Below are 20,846 nucleotides of genomic sequence, written 5' to 3'. Positions count from 1 at the left end.
TTCTTTTTTATTCTTCCTCGTTTACGTGTTCAAACGCTTGCTCGAAGATATGAATTACGTGCTGGTCAGCTAACGAATAATAAACGACCTTTCCTTCTTTACGATTCTTTACAAGTTTCGCTTGCTTTAACACACGAAGCTGATGTGAAATTGATGATTGTGTCATTCCTAATAAATAAGCTAAATCACACACACACATTTCTGCTTCAAATAACGCATGTAATATTCTCGTACGTGTACGATCGCCTAATACTTTAAATAGTTCTGCTACTTTACTTAAACTTTCATCATTTGGAATTGTTTGTTTTACTTGATCAACAACTTCTTCATGAATTATCGTTTGAGAACATGTCTCTTGTGGTGTTTCTACTTTATTTCCAGCCATTATAGCTCACCTCTTTATTTGAACATATGAACAATCATTCATATATCTTATACTCTTATTATATGAGCGTCCATTCATATGTGTCAATGAAATCTCATACATTTTTTCGAACATTTTGTTCACATTTTAATAAAGCATACACATATTTTCCGCATCCATTACATTCTCATTCAAAGAAGGATCTACATTTTGCACAAAAGAAAAAGCCTTGCGCGCTCCCTAGACGCACAAGGCTTACTATCTTATATCCCTTTTAATTAGCTGTTAATTAGCTTGTTCTAAATTATCCTGCGAACTTCCATCGTCTTTTAAATGACTATGTTTTTTCGAATAAACAAAGTATACAACTACTCCAATTGCTAACCAAATACCGAAGTAGATCCATGTTGTTAATGGTAGGTTAAACATTAAGAATAGACAACATGCGATTGAAATAATAGGTAGCGTTGGTACAAGTGGTACCACAAATCCACGTTGTAAATTCGGATGTGTTTTACGAAGAATAATAACCGTCACACCAACCATCGCAAACGTTAACAATGCTCCAATATTCGCTAAATTTGACAATTCTTTTAAATCGACAAATCCAGCAATTAAAGCACTACCAATACCTGTTAACCAAGTTGAGAATACTGGCGCTTCTGTTTTCTTATTAATTTTCGCAAATGATTTTGGTAATAAACCATCACGGCTCATCGCGAAGAATACACGTGTTGTTGCATAGATGTAAGCAAAGATTACAGCCATAATACCAATTACAGCTCCAACTGCGATTACACCTGCTACTTTATCTTGCCCTACAACTTCTAACACATATGCCATAGCTTCTGGTACATCTAATTCTTTATAAGAAACCATACCTGTCATAACAAGACAAACTACAACATAAATGATTGTACAAATAATTAACGAAGCAATAATACCAATCGGTAAATCACGTTGTGGATTTTTTACTTCTTCAGCAGAAGTTGCTAATGCATCAAATCCTAAGAAAGCAAAGAATACTGCTGCTCCTCCGGCAAAGACTCCGCTAATACCGTATGGTGCAAATGGTGTCCAGTTTTCTGGTTGTACGTAAAACGCACCAACTGCAATGAATAAAACAACAATACCAATTTTAATTAATACCATTATGTTATTCACACGCTTACTTTCTTTCGTACCTCTTGATAGTAACCAAGTTAAAACTAATGTAATGATGATTGCTGGTAAATTCACGATACCACCTTGTGATGGAATCTTTAACAACTCTGTCGGAATTTCTAATCCAAATCCACTCACTAAGTTATTGAAATAACCTGTCCATCCACCAGCTACTGCGGCAGTTGTTACGACGTATACAGATAGTAATGTCCATCCCATTAGGTGGGCAATAAACTCACCAATTGTCGCATATGAATATGTGTACACACTACCTGAAACCGGCAGTGTAGATGCAACTTCTGCATAACATAATGCTGCAAATCCACAAACAATCGCTGCAATCATGAATGAAAAAATAACTGCTGGACCAGCATCTCTTGCTGCTACTAATCCTGTTAATACTAGAACTCCTGTACCAATTATCGCACCAATCCCTAGCATTGTTAGGTCGAATGCCCCTAGCGTTTTCGTTAAAGTTTTACTTTTACTTTCCCCTAACAATTGCGTAACGGATTTCTTTTTAAATAGGTTGGCCACGATGTATGCCCCCTTTTGCCAAGAAGAGCTAAGAGATATTCACTCTTAGCTCTTATCATGTTGGTTTATATATTGTTCGATTTTGTTTTGTATAATGCTTCTATTAGCAAGATACTGTTTCTGCTTCTAATAATTCTTTAGCACCTTTGTACTCTACACCGTGAGCTTCTGCAACTGCTTCAAATGTTACATAGCCGTCTAATGTGTTAATACCTTTTAGTAACGCAAAGTTGCCTAGGCAAGCTTCTTTGTAGCCTTTGTTAGCAATTTGTACTGCATATGGTACTGTTACGTTTGTTAATGCAAGAGTTGATGTACGTGGAACCGCACCTGGCATGTTTGCAACTGCATAATGAACAACGCCGTGTTTTTCGTAAGTTGGGTTATCATGAGTTGTAATACGGTCAGTTGTTTCGAAAATACCACCTTGGTCAATCGCGATATCTACAACAACAGAACCTGGTTCCATTGATTTAATCATTTCTTCTGTTACAAGTTTTGGCGCTTTTGCACCTGGGATTAATACTGCACCGATTACAAGATCAGACTCTTTTACAGCTTCTGCAATATTGTAAGGATTAGACATTAAAGTTTTTACTTGGTTTCCGAAAATGTCATCTAATTGACGAAGACGTTCTGCACTTAAGTCGATGATTGTTACATCCGCACCTAGTCCAACTGCAATTTTAGCAGCATTTGTACCAGCTTGTCCACCACCGATGATTGTTACTTTACCACGTTTAACCCCTGGAACACCTGCAAGTAAGATACCTTTACCGCCTTTGTTCTTCTCAAGGAATTGTGCACCAATTTGTGCAGCCATACGACCAGCTACTTCACTCATAGGTGCAAGTAATGGTAGAGAACGGTTTTCTAATTGTACTGTTTCATATGCAATAGAAACAACTTTCTTTTCGATTAATGCTTTTGTTAATTCTGGTTCTGGAGCTAAGTGTAAGTATGTGAATAAGATTAAACCTTCGCTGAAGTGTTTGTATTCGCTTTCAATTGGTTCCTTAACTTTCATAACCATTTCCATGTTCCAAGCTTCTTCAGCTGTATCAACAATTTTTGCTCCTGCTTCAACATACTGAGCATCTGTGAAACCAGATCCTAAACCTGCACCCTTTTGAATGAATACTTCGTGATTGTTACGAATTAAATGTACAACACCTGCTGGTGTCATTGCCACACGGTTTTCGTTGTTTTTAATTTCTGCTGGTACCCCAATACGCATAATGAAATGCCCCCTTATAATTAACAGAAAAAAGAAAGTCTTTTTTCTTTTTGTAATAATTAATAACTTATGTCCTTATTCTAGCATAACTTAAAAGTTATGAAAACGCTAACATACTATATTTTTAAAGTTTATATATTTAGAATAGTGTAAATATATGGAACATTGATTCTATTAGCCTCTTTGTTCCATCTCATTATTTATCACTCTATTTTTATTATACTCCTTCAAAATAAGTAGTAATCATTTATTATTTGACAATAATGTAACGATGTAAAAAACCTCAATGATGCCGTATACATATTCAGTTATTAATTTACACAATACTTTAGGGATATATTCTTTTTGTAAAAAAAACAGCTGCGGGCATTTAGCCAGCAGCTGGGTAACTTATAAATAACTTGGAAAATAAATCATCTGTTGTTTCAGTAATTTTATCAAACAGATCACTTTCTTCCTCTTCTTGTTCTTTTAGCATCTTAATTGTTTCACGTGCATCTTCAGGATAATCGGTAATGATACCATCTACGTTTAACTTATAATATCCCTTTAAACTTTCCATATCATTTACTGTCCATACGTAAATTGGCTTGTTTAACTTCCTTGCTTCTTTTACTAACTTCTTATTTAACATATATTCTTCTGCTACATAAAAATCAGCTTTCACATTCTTTAAGTTGGCTCTACTTGCATACAGTATATATCCGACTTTTATATCTGAATTTGCACGCTTAAACTCTTTAATAAGCGGGTAATGTAACGTTTGAATGACACATTGTTTCTCAAATTCATTATCTTTAATCGCTTTTAATACTTTGTTTACGAAGTCTTTTTCGCCACCATGAAGCTTCACTTCAATATTAAGCTTGATTTTCCCCTTTGCCAGCTTAATGATTTCATCAAGTGTACTGATTTGTCCTGAAAACCCATCTTGACTAAGGATAAGTTGTCTTAACTCGTCCATCGTTAAATCTGACACATGAACATTAGCGTTAGCAAGACGTTTTAGCTTCAAATCATGTATAACTGCTAGTTCACCGTCTTTCGTTTGCAGTACATCAATTTCAGCATAATCTGCTTTCGCATCAATAGCTCCCTGCAAAGCTTCTTTCGTATTCTCTACACCTTTTGAAATATAACCACGATGAGCCATAATAATTGGCTCTTTATACGTATTTGTAATAAAGGTCACAATAAAGGCAACAACCATTCCCGCCGTAATAATTCCTACAATATATACACCAATAAATTTCCAACGATGTTTTTGGAAGAAACATTTATCTGCCTTCGTCTTTGAATAATCTAATCCTTCTTCTAATAAAACATCTTCAACCGGAACCTTTTGTAAATACAACCTTGTTAACGCCATAATATAAAACGGCGTCATAATAAAGCTAAATAGATACAATGTACTCGTTAAGAAGACTGAAATAGTTGACTCTGCTAGTAGTGCAAATGTCCCTTCTGGGTTTGTAAATTCATATACTCCCCACAGACAAAGTAAATAAATTCCTACACATAAAAGAAAGACGATTCCTACAGATATGAAAAAACCTACTAAAAAGAACAATACTTTAAAAAAGCTTTCTTTTACTAAGTTTGCGCTTTTGCGCGCTGCCGTGCGAAACGGTTTTTCCTCTAAAACAATAATAGGTAAAACAAAAATCCAACGAAGATTTAAATAGGCAACTACAGCAAAGAAAGTATAATACCCAACTTGTCCCATTGTTGTCTTAAATAGTTCACCTGTAATAAAATTAGGAATTTGAATTTCAGGAATCAATGCAGATTTATATCCCATACTTAATAGTGGTAATAGTACAACTGCATACAAAACAAATCCAGGTAAGCAATATGTAAACAAGGACGGTAAATACGTTACTGTTTTATACAAAATGGGACGTAATCTCACCTTTTGCCTTTTATGAGCGAAGTACGAAATGATAATAAGTACTGCAAACTCTGTAAAGATAAGAAACAATGCCAATATAGATAAAATTACAATTGCCAAAATCCCGTATGGTGTTTTCAAAAATGCTAATAACTCATCATTTGTTGCATTTGCATACCCACCAAAGTACAACAACTTATTGAAAATAATACCGAAAAGTGGGATAAACACAATCGCTGCTAACAATTTATAAGCAAGTTGGAATGTTAACACATTCCAAAAAGCAAATCTAACAGTTTGAAAGGAATGTCTCATTACTCCTGGTATAGATAGTCTTTTACGGTGTTGCATATATTCCTCCACATTCTAAAACGATATTTGAGATGGATTCCATATTTCCATTTCTAATCCACCTTTTTAATAATAATATATTCCACCTAACATGAACACTCTTATACATACAATGAAAAAAGTGATGGCTACTTCCCATCACCTTTTTCATTTACTCTATTTTTTCTCTAACCCTTGTCCAAATGCTTTCAAGAAGCTAAAACCGAATGTAATGGCTCTATTGATATCTGGATCTTTTAACACTTTAAAGAAATCCATCACTTTTGTTTTTTTACCACTATTTAATTCATCTGTAGCAAATTGCAATCCAGTGACTAAACTCGATGTGATTTGCTTTGTTACTTCTGGGTCAACTGCGGATAACGCTTCCCCCGCCCCCATCATATTGTTGAGTGCATTTTTAACTGGTTCACGATTTAATTGCTCGACAGCGATTTTTGAAACATCTTCTTTCGCAGCAAGTAAACTAATCGCTGCGTCTAATATCCCAGCCTTCTGCAACTGTGCTAAAAGCTGCATCGTTTCTTCTACTGCTTCACGATTATTAGATAGCTCATTTAGAAGTTCATCTGCTACTTGCTGTTTCTGTTCTTCCTCTGTTACAACTTTCTTTTTAATTAACGTAATTTCTTTCGCCACTATCTCCGCCCCCTAGTCCACAAGTGATACGTATTGTTTTCTTTGCCACTTTTGCTCGATTTCAACACCATTTTGCGGATTGCGCTTTTTATCTCGCGGGTTTGAAGATGGTAACGGACGATTTCCTTTTTCACGTAATACACGCATTTTCACCATCGTTTGTTTATACGCTGGTGTACACGTATACAGGTCTGTTGCCGTTCCAGTTAAAATATTAATCGCTTCTTCATTTATCGTTGCATGCATCGGTAAATATAGCTCTTTCCCCGTTACACGATCAGTAATAAGCGCTTGTACTTTAATTTTTCCAAATGGTGATGCTAATTCCACAAGGCCACCATCTTTCACATTACGCTCTATAGCGAGTTCAGGTGAAATTTCAACGAATACTTCAGATACTTTAGATAAAATACCAGCCGACTTATTCGTCATATTCCCTTCATGGAAATGTTCTAGCATACGACCATTATTTAAAAGTAAATCATACTCATCTGGCGCTACAACCGGTGGTACCCATTCATCTAATGATAAACGAGCAAGTTTATCTGGGAAGTTAAATCCATCTACATATAATAACGGTGTATCGCTACCATCATGACTACCCCAACATAAACTATTCCATCCTTCTAAACGGTCGTACGTTGCTTGAGAATATAACGGTGCAAGTGATGCGATTTCGTCCATAATTTCACTTGGACTTTCATAATTCCAATCCCCGCCTAGTGCACGAGCAACTTTTTGTAAAATCCACCAGTCTGGTTTTGAATCACCAAGTGGTTTCAATACTTCGTATAATCTTTGAATACGGCGCTCTGTATTCGTAAATGTTCCTTCTTTTTCTAAACTTGGTGCCGCTGGTAAAATAACATCGGCAAAACGAGCTGTTTTTGATAAGAACATATCTTGAACAACCAGGAAGTCTAAATTCGATAAAATATGTTGCACATGGTTCGCATTTGAATCAACTAAAGCCATTTCTTCACCCATGACATACATACCGCGTAGTTTTCCTTCTTCCGCTGCAAGTAACATTGCAATATTATTTAATCCCGGTGCTTTCGGAATAGTTGTACCGTATGCTTTTTCAAATTTTGCACGAAGCGTATCATCTGATACTGCTTGGTAACCAGGAAGCCAGTTTGGTAATGTTGCCATATCACAAGCACCTTGTACGTTATTATGTCCACGTAATGGATATGCACCTGCACCAGGACGACGATAGTTACCCGTAACAAGCAGTAAATTGGAAATGGCAGCTGACGTTGTACTTCCTCCTGTATTTTGAGTCACACCCATTCCCCAAAGTACACACGTACCATCTGCTTCATATACCATACGAGCCATTTCTTTCAGATTCTCTTTCGAAATCCCCGTAATTTCTTCTGTATAATCAAGCGTATACTTTTCTAACATTTTGCTATATTCATCAAAGTTCTTCACATTTTCAGCTAAAAACTTTTTATCGTGCCAATCTTGATCAATAATATATTTCGTAATACCAGCAAGCCATACGTAATCCGTACCTTGGCGCGGATGAATAAATAAATCTGCACGCTCTGCCATTTCATGTTTACGAAGGTCTGCTACGATCAGTTTTTGCTCGTGTAATTTATGCGCACGTTTTACTCTCGTCGCAAGTACAGGATGTCCTTCTGTTGGATTCGCACCAACGATAATAACAAGGCCTGCTTCAGCTATATCTTTCACTGTTCCAGCATCCCCGCCCATACCGACAGTTTTAAATAAACCATCTGTTGCTGGAGATTGACAATAACGAGAACAGTTGTCCACATTATTCGTTCCATATATTTGTCGGGCTAGTTTTTGCATAAGGTAATTTTCTTCATTCGTTACTTTCGAAGAAGAAATAAATCCAAATGCATCGCTACCGTATTCAGATTTTATATGCTGCATGTTAGAAGCAACAACTTCTAATGCTTCTTCCCATGAAGCTTCAACAAACATATCTCCTTGGCGAATTAATGGCTTCGTAATTCGATCTTCGCTATTTACAAAGTCCCATCCAAATTTACCTTTTACACATGTGGAAATACCATTAACCGGCGCATCTGAAACAGGTTGCACTTTTAATATATGGCGATCTTTCGTCCATACTTCGAAGGAACAACCGACACCACAAAATGTACAAACGGTTTTTGTTTTATTAACTTTCGTCTTACGCATCGCAGCCTCTACTTCTGAAACCGCTAAAATACTACTATATCCAGGCTCTACATCCTTTACAAAATCAATCATCGGATCTAACACATCTGGTTTTAATCCTGTCATGAACCCAGCTTCGCCTAACATTGATTTTTCCATTAACGCATTACACGGACATACTGTTACACATTGCCCACAACTTACACAAGATGAGTCATTTATACTTACACCATGATCCCATATAACACGTGGACGATCTAAGTTCCAGTCTATCGATATAGTTTCATTAACCTGTAAGTTTTGACATACTTCTACACACTGTCCACAAGCAATACATTGATTTGGATCATACCGATAAAACGGATGTGACATATCCACTTCACAAGCACTTACTTTCGGCTCATACGGATATTTCTGTTCTTCAATTTCCATCATATGTACTGTGTTATGGACTTTACAGTTACCATTATTGTTATCACAAACGGTACAATACAATAAATGATTCTCTAATATTCGATCCATTGCCTCAGTTTGTGCCTCTTTTGCACGCTTGGATTGTCTTTCGATATGCATACCATTCTCTAATTTCGTTGAACAAGCACGCAATAATTTCCCATTTACTTCTACAATACACGTATCACAAGTTTGAATTGGATCTACTTCCGGTACATGACAAATTTGAGGATGTTCCAAATTACTCTCGTTAAATAATTGTAGTATCGTCTTTTCACCCGATGTGGAAAATTCTTTACCATCCACGGTTACACGGACTGTCTGTTCTGCCATAGTTTCCCCTCTCCTTACAACCAACTGTACAACACAATTATGAATCCGTTTTCAAAATCGTATTACTGTACATATTTTTGAAACGCTCTGTCCAAATACTTTTCTTATGAAGTCGATTCTAGATGTTATAAGGTATAACTACGAAAGCTTGAAAATATCACTATTCTACAGTTCTATTATATCGTACATATACAATAATAACCAAAATAATCTGTAATCTTCTTGCTAATAGATGTTTTTATTTCCCCATTGTTTTATGATAAATATGGGAGAGAAATACATATAAAAGGGGAATTTAATATGGGGCTTACGCAAGAGACTTATACAATTGTACGCTATCAATCTGGTACATTTTCAAAACAACTTGATGAGATTGTTACAGAATCTCCTATTACTATTAAATTAAATGGTGAAGAGTATGTAACAGTCGTATGTACACCAAATTACATCGAAGATATGGTAATTGGTTTTTTAATTTCTGAAGGAATTATTTCTTCCTATAAAGATGTTGAAGAAATATGGGTTCAAAAAGATAACGGAATTGTCCATGTAACCTCATCAAAAGTAAACCCACTCTATCAAAATTTATATAATAAACGATACATCACTTCTTGCTGTGGAAAAGGTAGACAAGGTTTTATTTTCGTTAACGATGCTGCAAAAGCAAAAGATTTACATGATATACATGTAAAAATTACTCCTGAAGAATGCTTTTACTTAATGAATACTTTACAACAATCTTCCACTACATTTCGCCAAACTGGTGGTGTGCACAATACCGCGCTATGTGATCGAAACAAAATTCTCCTATCAAGAATGGATATCGGAAGACATAATGCATTAGATAAAATATATGGCCATTGTTTGCGTAACGATATATCTGTTAAAGGAAAAATCATTGCATTTAGCGGGCGTATTTCATCCGAAATTTTACTCAAAGTTTCAAAAATTGGATGTGAAATTGTTCTATCTAAATCCGCTCCAACAAAACTGGCATTGCAACTCGCTCACGATTTAGGCATTACAGTCGTAGGATTTATTAGAAATGAATCTTGTAATATTTACACACATCCACATCGAATTGATGGTTATCAATCGAATAACTAAAATAACTCCTCAATTGAGGAGTTATTTTAGTTATAAAAATGTAATATATTAAAGACTTGAATAGTTAATAAAGTTAATATATAATTTCATTACATATTAAAAACAAAACATTGTAGCATATATCTTTTCATTCTTTTACAAATTAAAAGAGTCTGCTAACAAAACACATACACAATTTTATAAAAGTAATGGATTTATTTTATTTGAAATTGACCAAGGAGGTTACAACTATGGAAATTCGCTTATTAAAGACAGAGGACGCAGAAATATATTTAAAAGTTTGTATGGAAGGTTTAACGAAGAACCCGGAAGCTTTTAGCTCTTCTTATGAAGATGTTCTGAAACATGAGGATCCTGTAGCTGCTATGGCAAAACGATTAAGCAATCCGGATAAGTATACTCTAGGGGTCTTCAAAGATAACGATTTAATCGGCATTGCTACTTTAGAAACAAAACCATTTATTAAACAAGAACATAAAGCAAAAATCGGTTCCGTTTTCGTTTCCCCAAAAGCACGTGGCCTTGGAGCAGGACGAGCTCTCATTAAAGCAATCATTGAAAATGCCGATAAATTACATGTAGAGCAACTTATGCTTGATGTTGTAGTTGGTAACGCTGGTGCCAAAAAATTATATGAGTCATTAGGTTTCCAAACTTACGGTGTACAAGAGCGTTCATTAAAACATAACGGTCAATATTGGGACGAGGAACATATGGTTCTGTTCTTAAATGATTAATACTTCAATATAGTTTTTTAAAAGCATCTTCTTATTAAGGAAGGTGCTTTTTTCATTACAACAATGTAATCTTCATGTCACCTTTATCGATCGTACCAAACCTTTCCATTCATTATACTAATAATATAAAGTGAAACTTTACTCAGTGGGGAACTACATCCCACGCTGATCGCATGTACTTGATATGTAGAGGAGAATGTGACATGAAACAAAACAAACGAGCTATGATTTTAATATTTACTACAGCAATTGTAACTTCTGGGTTAGCAATTTTACCTTGGTTTATTATATAGAACGATTCCCCTAATAATGAAAAAAGCTTATTGCTTCTTAAGAAGCAATAAGCTTTTTTTATATTATAAAATCCCCAAAATTTTATTTACACAACTTATAATAATAACCATAGATACGGCAATGCACATGACAACCGTATTACGATCTTGCTTTTCTTTTTTTGAAATTTCTTCTTTTGGATTCATGTGTATGATCTCCTTTTAAAAAAAGTGTGAGATAGGAAATTTTTCTTATCCGATGCGAGGTGAATACGAAAACCCTCTCTATCTCACATACACAATAGAATGGAATTGTCATTTTATAAATAAAATGACATGACGTTATGTCGCAACATAGGGTATTTTGTGTCGCTACGTTTTCTATTATAAAAAATAGTTGTGCAAAACTAGTGCATTTTTTATGTCAATTACTCTGAGCGTAAAAATAACTCTTCCACTCAATCACATAAAAAGAGTTTTTTATTATTTTCATGTAAACTATACAAGTAGAATGAACAGTTTGGGGTGCACAAGATTATGGTAAAAATTTTATTAGTAGACGATGAAGAACGCATGTTACGATTATTAGATCTGTTCTTAAGTCCTCGTGGCTATTTTTGTATGAAAGCTACCTCTGGCCTTGAAGCACTAAAGTTAATAGAACAAAAAGACTTCGATATTATTTTGTTAGATGTTATGATGCCGAATATGGATGGATGGGATACTTGCTATCAAATCCGTCAAATTTCCAACGTTCCAATTATTATGCTAACAGCTCGTAATCAAAATTACGATATGGTGAAAGGCCTTACTATGGGCGCGGATGACTATATTACAAAACCATTTGATGAGCATGTATTAGTTGCAAGAATCGAAGCTATATTACGCCGTACAAAGAAAGATGGCTTCGTTAGCTTCAATGGTATTGAGTGGGATAAAACGAAACATACTGTCACAGTATATGATGAAAAAATTCCACTAACTCCTATCGAATTTTCTTTACTTGGACTATTTTTACAAAATACAAACCGTGCTTATAGCCGAGATGATTTAATCGAAAAAATTTGGGGTTATGAAACAGACATTGAATATAGAACAATCGATTCACATATTCGCAATATCCGTGATAAATTACGCAAAAAAGGATTTCCAGTTGAAAATTACTTAGAAACTGTTTATAAAGTCGGATATAAATGGAAAAGTGAATAATTACTTCGGTCAGTGGACAATAGTATACCACTGACCATTTATATGAAATAAGGTATGGTGAGAAAATGAGTAAACTTTCACTTAAAATTGGGACATACTTTTTAATATTAGCTTTATGTATTGAAACAATTGCTTTTGTATCTTTTTACAAAAGCATTTCAACAATGCGGATTGAGGAAGAAACACTTGCTCTTTTAGAAAAAGGTAATCGCTATAGTAAAAAAATTACAAGCCGCACAAAGTGGAATGCAATTGCTAAAGAAAAGCAACATCCCGAACGCGCTGAATACAATAAAAACCCTAACCGTCCTATGTATCCAGATTTCGATATCGCGGATGCAGCTGCACACTTAGTAGAATCAGAATTAATTGCTAACTCTGATATAGCTATCATACTAACAGACAATAATGGCAAAATTATTTCCACTTCAGAACCCGTAACAAAGGCAATGCAAAAACAACTTATTTGCAAGACAGAACCTATTCCAAAAGGCGGATTGATCGTCGAAAAGAACTGGAAAAAATCAAAATTCATCACAACGGTAAGCCCACTTAACACAGCAGAGTTTCAAGGGAAGTTATATATGTTATTAAAAACATCCTTCTTAGAGAATATGTTACTTAAACTCATGAAACAATTTCTTATCATTGGTGTTTTGACAATTATTTTGACTACTATTTCTGTCTTTGTTTTTTCGCGTGTTATTACAGAACCACTTATAAAAATGAAGAGGGCGACAGAAAAAATATCAAAATTGAATACACCAATTCAATTAGGTATTAAACGGAATGATGAACTTGGAAGCTTAGCAAAAACGATTGAAGATTTATCCAGTGAACTGACTTATATGAAAAAAGAACGTAATGAATTTCTCGCTAGTGTTGCCCATGAACTATTAACTCCATTGACCTATATGAAAGGTTATGCGAAGGTTGCAAAGAGAGACTCTTTAACGAAAGAAGAGCGTGAAGAATACTTACAAATCATTGAGGATGAAACAGATAGTGTAACCGATCTCGTCCAAGATTTATTTATGTTAGTGCAATTAGAACAACACCAGTTTGTTATAAAAAAACAAAAAGTGATTCTTCAACCATTTTTAGAACGAATGGTTGAAAAAACAAAAACAACATTAACTAACAAACAAATGCAACTCCATGTATATTGCAAAGATGATTTAGAAGTTTGCATAGACGAAAGACGTATGGAACAAGTTATGTTAAATTTATTACACAATGCTTATCAACATTCGCCAGAAAACACATCTATTACGATACGTGTACTAACGGAAACTGATTCTTTCACAATAAGTGTAGACGATGAAGGAGAAGGTATTCCTGAAGAAGATATCTCACATATTTTCGATCGTTTTTATCGTGTTGATAAATCCAGAACGAGAGCTACCGGAGGAAAAGGTATCGGGCTAGCTGTCGCAAAAGAAATTGTAGAATTGCATAACGGTTCCATTCTAGTAAAAAGCCAATTAGGAGTAGGAACAAACTTTATAATCGAGCTACCTTTTGAATAAGATGCGTGTGAAAACACCAGTAGTAGTAAACACTACTGGTGTTATTTTGTTCATAAAATCAGCTCATATAAGCTAAGCTTTTGAAATTATTCTTATTTCAATATAAAATAAAGGTACATTTGCAAAGATTTGGAGGGTGATATAATTGGATATCCATGTATTAACAAAAGACGAAGCGGAAATTTACTTAGAACTTCGTGTAGAAGGATTAAAGCAAAACCCTGAAGCTTTCAGCTCTTCTTATGAAGATATTATTAATAAAGAGTGTGCGATCGAATATAAAGCACAAAAATTAGCACAAGATGAAAACTATACGCTAGGTGCATTTAAAGATGGACAATTAATCGGGGTTGCAACACTGGAAACGAAACCATATGTAAAACAAGAACATAAAGCTAAAATCGGTTCTGTATATGTGTCTCCAAAAGCACGCGGGCTTGGAGCAGGAAAAGCACTTATTAAAGAATGTCTTGAACTTGCTAAATCTTTAGAAGTAGAACAAGTTATGCTTGATGTTGTTGTTGGCAACGATGGAGCGAAAAAACTTTATGAATCATTAGGATTTAAAACATTCGGTGTACAAGAACGTTCATTAAAATATAACGGACAATATTGGGACGAAGAGCATATGGTCTTATTCTTAGATGAAAATAAATAACAAAAAACATCCTCATGCTTGGAGGATGTTTTTTACTTTCTTGTATACCATGCCTTATGTAATAATTGAATCGCTTTCGCAATTTCTTCTTCTGATAAAATCGCAAATCCAAGTAAAACTACATTTTCAGGTGCAGTACCGTCTTTATAGTACGTAGAAACAGGATATATTTTAATACTATATTTTGCTGCTTCTTGAATTAGTTCTTCTTCTCGCATTCCATTATGCACTTGTAATAAAATGTGCAATCCCGAATCTTCTCCTATCACTTCAACACGATTAGAGAAATACTTTTCTATTTCAAAGACAAGTCGATCCCTCTTTTTTCGGTAAACGACACGCATTTTATGAATGTGTTTTTCCCAATAGCCTTCATTTAAAAACCTTCTTATCACTTCTTGGTCCATTCTTGAAACACTTTGCGTATAAAATAAATATTCCTTTTGATACTTTTCAATTAAATGCTTCGGTAATACTATATAGCTCATCCGTAATGAGGGCAACAAAGCTTTTGAGAGCGTCCCCATATAAATAACTTTCCCATCTGTATCTAATCCTTGTAGTGCCGGAATTGGCCTTCCTGAATAGCGAAATTCACTATCGTAATCATCTTCAATAATATACCTACCTTCTGCTTTCTTCGCCCATTGTAAAAGCTGCGTCCTTCTCGTAATAGGCATAATCATTCCATATGGAAACTGATGAGAAGGAGTTACAAATACAACATTTGCATCGCTATTTTCTAAATCTGCCATACAAATTCCGTCTCTATCTAAAGACAACATTTGAACCTTCTTTTCTCCCTGTTCAAAAACGACCATTGTCCTATGATAACCTGGGTTTTCAACTGCATAATTACTTCCCTTCAACAATTGAAAAAGTAACTTCACTAATATTTGTGTTCCCGCTCCTAATACAATTTGACTAGCTGAGCAACGTACACCTCTAGATTCATACAGATAGTTCGCGATTTCCTCCCTTAAGCTCAATTCCCCTTGAGGGTGTCCAAGAAAAAGCAACTCATTATTATGTGGCTGCCATACATCATTTATAAGCTTGCGGTACATAGTGAACGGAAAAGTATTCGTATCAACCCCTGTTTGGGTGAAATCAAATGTATAGTTCTCCTCCCGGAACGATACTTCTTCTACTTTCTCTTCGCTTCCTTCTACATAAATCATTTGTTCAATTTCACATACAAAATAACCTTTTCTCGATGCTGATTCAATATAACCTTCTGCAAGTAATTGCTCGTAAGCCGCTTCTACTGTATTCTTACTCACTTGTAAATAGCTCGCCAGCTTTCTTTTAGCAGGTAATTTTGTAAAAGCCGGAATCGTTCCATCTTTAATTTCTTTTTTTATATACTCATACAATTGCACGTACAATGCTATTTTACTTTTCGCATTTAAATTAGGCGTTAATTCTAACATAATATCTGACCCCTTAATAAAACTAAAATCTGATACTTTTTACAGTACCAGAAATTATATATAATTCCTTTTATCATGTCACACATAAAAAATCAAATACTCGAGAAGGGATGCATGATCATGAACAATAGTAGACGGATTGGACTCATTATGATTATTACAGGAGCTACCTTATGGGGATTATCTGGCCCGATGATTCAGTGGCTATTTCAACATACTAACGTATCATCAATTGATTTTTTAACAATTCGCTTGTTGCTTGCGGGAATATTTATTTTATCTTTCTTACTTATAAAGAAACAAAACATATTTCAAATTTGGAAACATCCTAGACATTCTATACAACTTATTATTTTCTCTATTCTCGGCATGCTCGGTGCGCAATACGCCTTTATTGAAACGGTTCATATTAGTAACGCAGTCACAGCGACATTATTTCAATTTCTAGGTCCTGTTCTTATTACCATTTATGTCGCATTTGGACAAAGAAAATTTCCTGCTTCTATGCAAATACTCGCAATTATAACTGCCCTAACGGGAACGTACTTTATTATTACAAACGGTTCAATTGAAAATATTGTTTTATCAAAAGAAGCCATTATTTTCGGCCTATTAACAGCAATTGGCTTTGCATTTTATACCCTTCATCCAGCTTCTCTTATTAAAGAATGTGGAACAACTGTAGTAATTGGATGGGGAATGTTAATTGGCGGTATTGTCCTGCTTATTTGTAATCGCTCGTTTGGATGGAATCAGCTTTCACAAACTTTTACACCAAAAACTTTTTCTATGCTGATTCTTATCATCATAAGTGGCACTCTTTCTTTCCTCCTTTATATCGGTAGTCTGAAATATTTAGCAGCAACAGAAACAAGCATTTTATCTAGCATTGAACCACTTGTAGCTGCCATCGTTTCAATCGCTTGGCTAAATGAATCATTTGGAGCCTATCAATTATTAGGCGGCGTATGTATCGTTCTTTCTGTTATTTTCTTAACGATGCCGCAAAAAGAGAATGAACCTACCTTTTCAACTGAACAAATATAAAGTGAAACTTTAATCAGTGGGGGTTTTCTTCATCCCCCACTGATTATTAGTTGAACCAATCGGACTTTAATGGGCAGCCCGACCCCCACCTAAATTCTTAGCTTTCGCTGAATTTTGAGGTGGGGGTCTTACTGCCCATTAAAGCGGGATAAAAAATGTCAAAAGAGGTCGTACAAAACTTACGACCTCTTTTGACGTTTTAAAGGAATTGTCCCGCTTTCTAGCAAATACAATTACACTAACAATAAAAATTAGGAGTGTGACACCATGAAAAAAATTGGAACTATGCTACTTGTCTCCTTTCTCATCGCTGGATGCATACAAGCGCAGCCTGATTCAGAAGTACCTAAAAAAGAAGCTATCGCCACGTCATCCACCAAAGTTAATGCACCTTCCTTCTTTCACCTTAGCGTTTTAAAAGATGTAAATTGGGAAGAAACACCCTCCTTCATACAAGAAAAAACACCTTTAAAAGGTATCGAAGAAAAAATCGCAATGGCTGATAGCCCCATTATCGCAAACGAAAAAAATGAAATAATGTGGTACTTTTTAGATCCTGAAATGCCAACTGGAAAACTATCTATTATTGCATTAAAGCAAGGATTAGTAACTCCAACACCCGTACTCTTTCAACAAGAAACTTCCAAACCAACTTGGACTACTTCAAATACAATTGATTCCACTACAAACGAACTCCCTCTCACTATGTCACTACCTTCATCTGGATTATGGGTATTAAACATATATGTAAATGAAAAATATTATAATCAGTTTGTAATTACTGCTGAGTAAAGTGACAAAACTAAAACACTTTCTACTTTCTTACAACAATGTAATTTCTACGTCATATACTTCGATAGTTTAAGTATCTCTCTTCTCTTATACTTAAAGTAAGAAATGACACAAGGAGAGATGAGAGATGAGAGATGAAAAAAATGATAGAAGTGGTCGTAGCAGTAACTGAGGTTTTAGTAAATGGTAAACAAGTTGCAATGGAATTAAATAAATAGTGAGGAAACACAAATAAATAATTTTACACTTCTTCATTATTTTGATTTCTTATCTCAAAAAAGCAGTGCCTTTTAGGCACTGCTTTTAGCTATTAATAACTTGGCATTTCTGTAATTTGTGCCACACCTGAATCAATGGCTGCTTTCGCTACAGCTTCCGCAACACTTGGAACAACTCTTTTATCTAATGGATTCGGAATTACATAATTCGTATTACGTTCTTCGTCCGTAATGATGTTAGCGATCCCATATGCTGCCGCTAATTTCATCTCTTCTGTAATATCAGTCGCGCGTACATCTAACGCACCACGGAATATTCCTGGGAACGCCAATACATTATTTACTTGATTCGCATAATCCGAGCGCCCGGTTCCTACTACAGCTGCCCCAGCCTCTAATGCATCCTCAGGGAAGATTTCTGGAATTGGATTAGCCATAGCAAACACAATTGCTTTCTCATTCATCGTTTGTACAAGTTCTTTCGTTAATACGTTAGGAGCAGATACGCCAATAAAAATATCCGCTTGATGAATTGCTTCTTTTAACGTTCCACGCACATGTTCTCGATTTGTCTTTTTTGAAACTTCAATTTGCGCTTCGTTCATCCATGTTTCACCTTCACAAACAATACCTTCTAAGCTAACTAACGTAATGTGCTTTGCACCAGCCTTTAATAATAATTTTCCAATTGCAATTCCTGCCGAACCCGCACCGTTAATAACAATTTTCACATTATCCATTTGTTTGCTAACAACTTTTAATGCATTAATAACAGCTGCTAATACGACAATAGCTGTTCCATGTTGATCATCATGGAATACAGGAATATTTGTTTCTGCTTTTAATCGCTTTTCAATTTCAAAACAGCGTGGTGCCGCAATATCTTCTAAGTTAATTCCTGCAAACGTAGGCTCTAAATTTTTCACAAGGGTAACGATTTCATCCACATCAGTCGTACCTAAACATAACGGGAAAGCATCTACATTCGCAAATTTCTTAAATAAAATACTCTTCCCTTCCATAACAGGCATAGCTGCTTTCGGTCCAATATTCCCTAAGCCAAGTACCGCTGTTCCATCTGAGACAACTGCCACCATATTACCACGTGCTGTATAGTCATACACTGTTTCTTCATCCGCCGCAATTGCTTTGCAAGACTCCGCTACACCTGGTGTATATGTCAGGCTTAAATCGTCCGCTGAATTTACTTCTACTTTACTTGTAATTTCAATTTTCCCTACTAATTCTTTATGCAGTAACAATGATCTTTCATTAATTTGATTCTCTAACATACTTATAATCTCCCCTTAATTTGACAAGCTAGCTATATGAATATAGCTAGCTTGTTTGATCATGAAAACATTTTTAATAAAATTGTCGCTGTTACAACCATTGCTGCCCCGCCTAAACGTGTTGAAATTTGCGCAAACGGCATTAATTCCATACGATTTGAAGCTGATAAAATAGCAACATCTCCAGTTCCACCTAAACCACTATGACATCCCGTTACAATTGCTGATTCAACTGGATACATTTTCATCACTTTCCCTACAAGAAAACCTGATGCTACCATTGTAAGAACAACTGATGCACACACAACAACATATCCTACTGAAAGAACTGCTGCTACGTCTTTTAGCGGAATATATAGCAACCCCAGTCCAACCATTAACGGCCAAGTTAAATTCTTCGAAATGAATTTATATAAATGGAATGCACCTTGCTCCATTTTTGCTGGCATTAATTTAAAATATTTTACAATTGCTGCCGAGAAGATCATAATGATTGCCCCAGGAATACCGATGAACTTAGAAGCAAATCCTCCGAAAATGAAGAACGTACACGCAATTAATAAACCTGCTCCCATTAATGAGAAGTCAATTGGCTTTTCTGTATTTTGTTCTTTTAATAACTCGGCTTGATTATCTGTTTTCACTAATACACCGTTACCACTAAGCTCTGGTTTCTTCTCACCTAAACGCTTCATATACCCTGCACTCACAATTGCGAACATATTTCCAATAATAGCCGCTGGAATAAGCTGTGATACAAACGTTGCTGATGATTCGTTTAAAATATCACTATAAGCTAGCGATAATGGTAAAATCCCTTCCCCGATACCACCACTAACAATTGGTACGATGATGAAGAAGAATGTTTTCTTCATTTCAAATCCAAATAGTGAACCGACCAATAATCCTACTGCTACAGAAGCTAACGTCCCTACTACTAAAGGAATAAACATACGAACGAAACCTTGTACTAACACTTTACGGTTCATTCCTAAAATACTTCCGACTACTAAACAAGAAATATATAAATATAAGAAGTTCGATTTTTTCATTAACATAGTCGCAGCTTCCATTGAAGCTGGATTCATCCAGTTAAAAAATACAAGTAATGATGGAATAAATAACGAAAGTATTGCCGGACCGCCGATATTTTTTAAAATTGGAATTCTCATCCCAATGTCTCCTAAGAAAATACCCATGATCATAATAACTGCAAATCCACCAATCATATCTGCTGGCAATTTATTATATACAGATGCCCCATAAATAATAGCAGCCAATACTACATATAACGGTAAAGGTATAACACCGATTTTTACATTCATAATTTTAGAAGCGAAAGATTCTCTTTGTACTTCATTTCCTCCAGAAAATGATACCGCTTCCACATTCTTTTGAATTCCCATATGGCACCCCCTTG

General features: G+C 35.2%; 17 protein-coding genes. 7 read left to right on the top strand and 10 right to left on the bottom strand.

The genetic code is table 11. The features are described 5' to 3' along the window. Positions 1–7: 7 nt before the first annotated feature. The 6 genes from FS742_RS24510 to fdhF form a co-directional block, all read right to left on the bottom strand. Positions 8–385 carry an ArsR/SmtB family transcription factor gene (locus FS742_RS24510; protein ID WP_144615709.1) on the bottom strand — a complete coding sequence of 126 codons (378 nt, stop codon included), beginning with the start codon at positions 383–385 and terminating at the stop codon, positions 8–10. Between the two features lie 264 nt (positions 386–649). Beyond that, complete coding sequence (locus FS742_RS24505; protein ID WP_144615707.1) at positions 650–2,065, bottom strand: amino acid permease; 1,416 nt, start codon at positions 2,063–2,065, stop codon at positions 650–652. Between the two features lie 103 nt (positions 2,066–2,168). After that, positions 2,169–3,302, bottom strand: a complete 1,134-nt coding sequence (gene ald, locus FS742_RS24500; protein ID WP_144615705.1) for an alanine dehydrogenase — start codon at positions 3,300–3,302, stop codon at positions 2,169–2,171. 370 nt (positions 3,303–3,672) lie between these two features. Beyond that, positions 3,673–5,544: a glycerophosphoryl diester phosphodiesterase membrane domain-containing protein gene (locus FS742_RS24495; protein ID WP_144615703.1), complete on the bottom strand. Its 1,872-nt coding sequence runs from the start codon at positions 5,542–5,544 to the stop codon at positions 3,673–3,675. Positions 5,545–5,700: 156 nt separating this feature from the next. Beyond that, entirely contained in the window at positions 5,701–6,183 is a 483-nt protein-coding gene (locus FS742_RS24490; protein ID WP_001040525.1) for a helical membrane plugin domain-containing protein, read from the bottom strand. Between the two features lie 12 nt (positions 6,184–6,195). Further along, positions 6,196–9,132, bottom strand: a complete 2,937-nt coding sequence (gene fdhF, locus FS742_RS24485) for a formate dehydrogenase subunit alpha (RefSeq protein WP_144615701.1) — start codon at positions 9,130–9,132, stop codon at positions 6,196–6,198. 300 nt (positions 9,133–9,432) lie between these two features. On the opposite strand from fdhF, the gene fdhD reads away from it, so the two are divergent. After that, positions 9,433–10,239 (top strand): formate dehydrogenase accessory sulfurtransferase FdhD, encoded by an 807-nt coding sequence (fdhD, locus tag FS742_RS24480; RefSeq protein WP_260869688.1) that lies wholly within the window; start codon positions 9,433–9,435, stop codon positions 10,237–10,239. A 230-nt stretch (positions 10,240–10,469) separates the two neighbouring features. Next, entirely contained in the window at positions 10,470–10,976 is a 507-nt protein-coding gene (locus FS742_RS24475) for a GNAT family N-acetyltransferase (RefSeq protein WP_144615697.1), read from the top strand. A gap of 356 nt (positions 10,977–11,332) precedes the next feature. On the opposite strand, the gene FS742_RS28105 is transcribed toward FS742_RS24475, so the two are convergent. Beyond that, on the bottom strand, positions 11,333–11,455 hold the full coding sequence (locus tag FS742_RS28105; protein ID WP_001068388.1) for a hypothetical protein: 123 nt from the start codon (positions 11,453–11,455) through the stop codon (positions 11,333–11,335). A 330-nt stretch (positions 11,456–11,785) separates the two neighbouring features. On the opposite strand from FS742_RS28105, the gene FS742_RS24470 reads away from it, so the two are divergent. The 3 genes from FS742_RS24470 (at position 11,786) to FS742_RS24460 (ending at position 14,644) form a co-directional block, all read left to right on the top strand. Next, the gene (locus FS742_RS24470; protein ID WP_000238948.1) at positions 11,786–12,457 is read left to right on the top strand and encodes a response regulator transcription factor; all 672 of its coding nucleotides are present in this window, start codon (positions 11,786–11,788) and stop codon (positions 12,455–12,457) included. Between the two features lie 65 nt (positions 12,458–12,522). Further along, on the top strand, positions 12,523–13,986 hold the full coding sequence (locus tag FS742_RS24465; protein ID WP_144615695.1) for a sensor histidine kinase: 1,464 nt from the start codon (positions 12,523–12,525) through the stop codon (positions 13,984–13,986). A gap of 145 nt (positions 13,987–14,131) precedes the next feature. After that, a complete protein-coding gene (locus FS742_RS24460) occupies positions 14,132–14,644 on the top strand; it encodes a GNAT family N-acetyltransferase (protein WP_000351216.1) in 513 nt (170 codons plus the stop codon). Between the two features lie 32 nt (positions 14,645–14,676). Here FS742_RS24460 and pdxR read toward each other — a convergent pair whose 3' ends face one another. Further along, a complete protein-coding gene (gene pdxR, locus FS742_RS24455) occupies positions 14,677–16,077 on the bottom strand; it encodes a MocR-like pyridoxine biosynthesis transcription factor PdxR (protein ID WP_144615693.1) in 1,401 nt (466 codons plus the stop codon). A 120-nt stretch (positions 16,078–16,197) separates the two neighbouring features. Here pdxR and FS742_RS24450 point away from each other — a divergent pair, with 120 nt between their 5' ends. Together FS742_RS24450 and FS742_RS24445 are read left to right on the top strand one after the other, a co-directional pair. Continuing rightward, on the top strand, positions 16,198–17,124 hold the full coding sequence (locus FS742_RS24450) for a DMT family transporter (RefSeq protein ID WP_144615691.1): 927 nt from the start codon (positions 16,198–16,200) through the stop codon (positions 17,122–17,124). 267 nt (positions 17,125–17,391) lie between these two features. Continuing rightward, positions 17,392–17,916 carry a DUF4871 domain-containing protein gene (locus FS742_RS24445; protein WP_144615689.1) on the top strand — a complete coding sequence of 175 codons (525 nt, stop codon included), beginning with the start codon at positions 17,392–17,394 and terminating at the stop codon, positions 17,914–17,916. 310 nt (positions 17,917–18,226) lie between these two features. Here FS742_RS24445 and FS742_RS24440 read toward each other — a convergent pair whose 3' ends face one another. Beyond that, positions 18,227–19,426, bottom strand: a complete 1,200-nt coding sequence (locus FS742_RS24440; protein WP_144615687.1) for an NAD(P)-dependent malic enzyme — start codon at positions 19,424–19,426, stop codon at positions 18,227–18,229. A gap of 59 nt (positions 19,427–19,485) precedes the next feature. Continuing rightward, the gene (locus tag FS742_RS24435; protein WP_144615685.1) at positions 19,486–20,832 is read right to left on the bottom strand and encodes a 2-hydroxycarboxylate transporter family protein; all 1,347 of its coding nucleotides are present in this window, start codon (positions 20,830–20,832) and stop codon (positions 19,486–19,488) included. Positions 20,833–20,846: the final 14 nt, after the last annotated feature.

The organism is Bacillus cereus, from assembly GCF_007678085.1.
In the GTDB taxonomy this organism is placed as follows: Bacteria; Bacillota; Bacilli; order Bacillales; family Bacillaceae_G; genus Bacillus_A; species Bacillus_A cereus_BE.
This window is presented reverse-complemented; position numbering and strand designations above follow the sequence as displayed.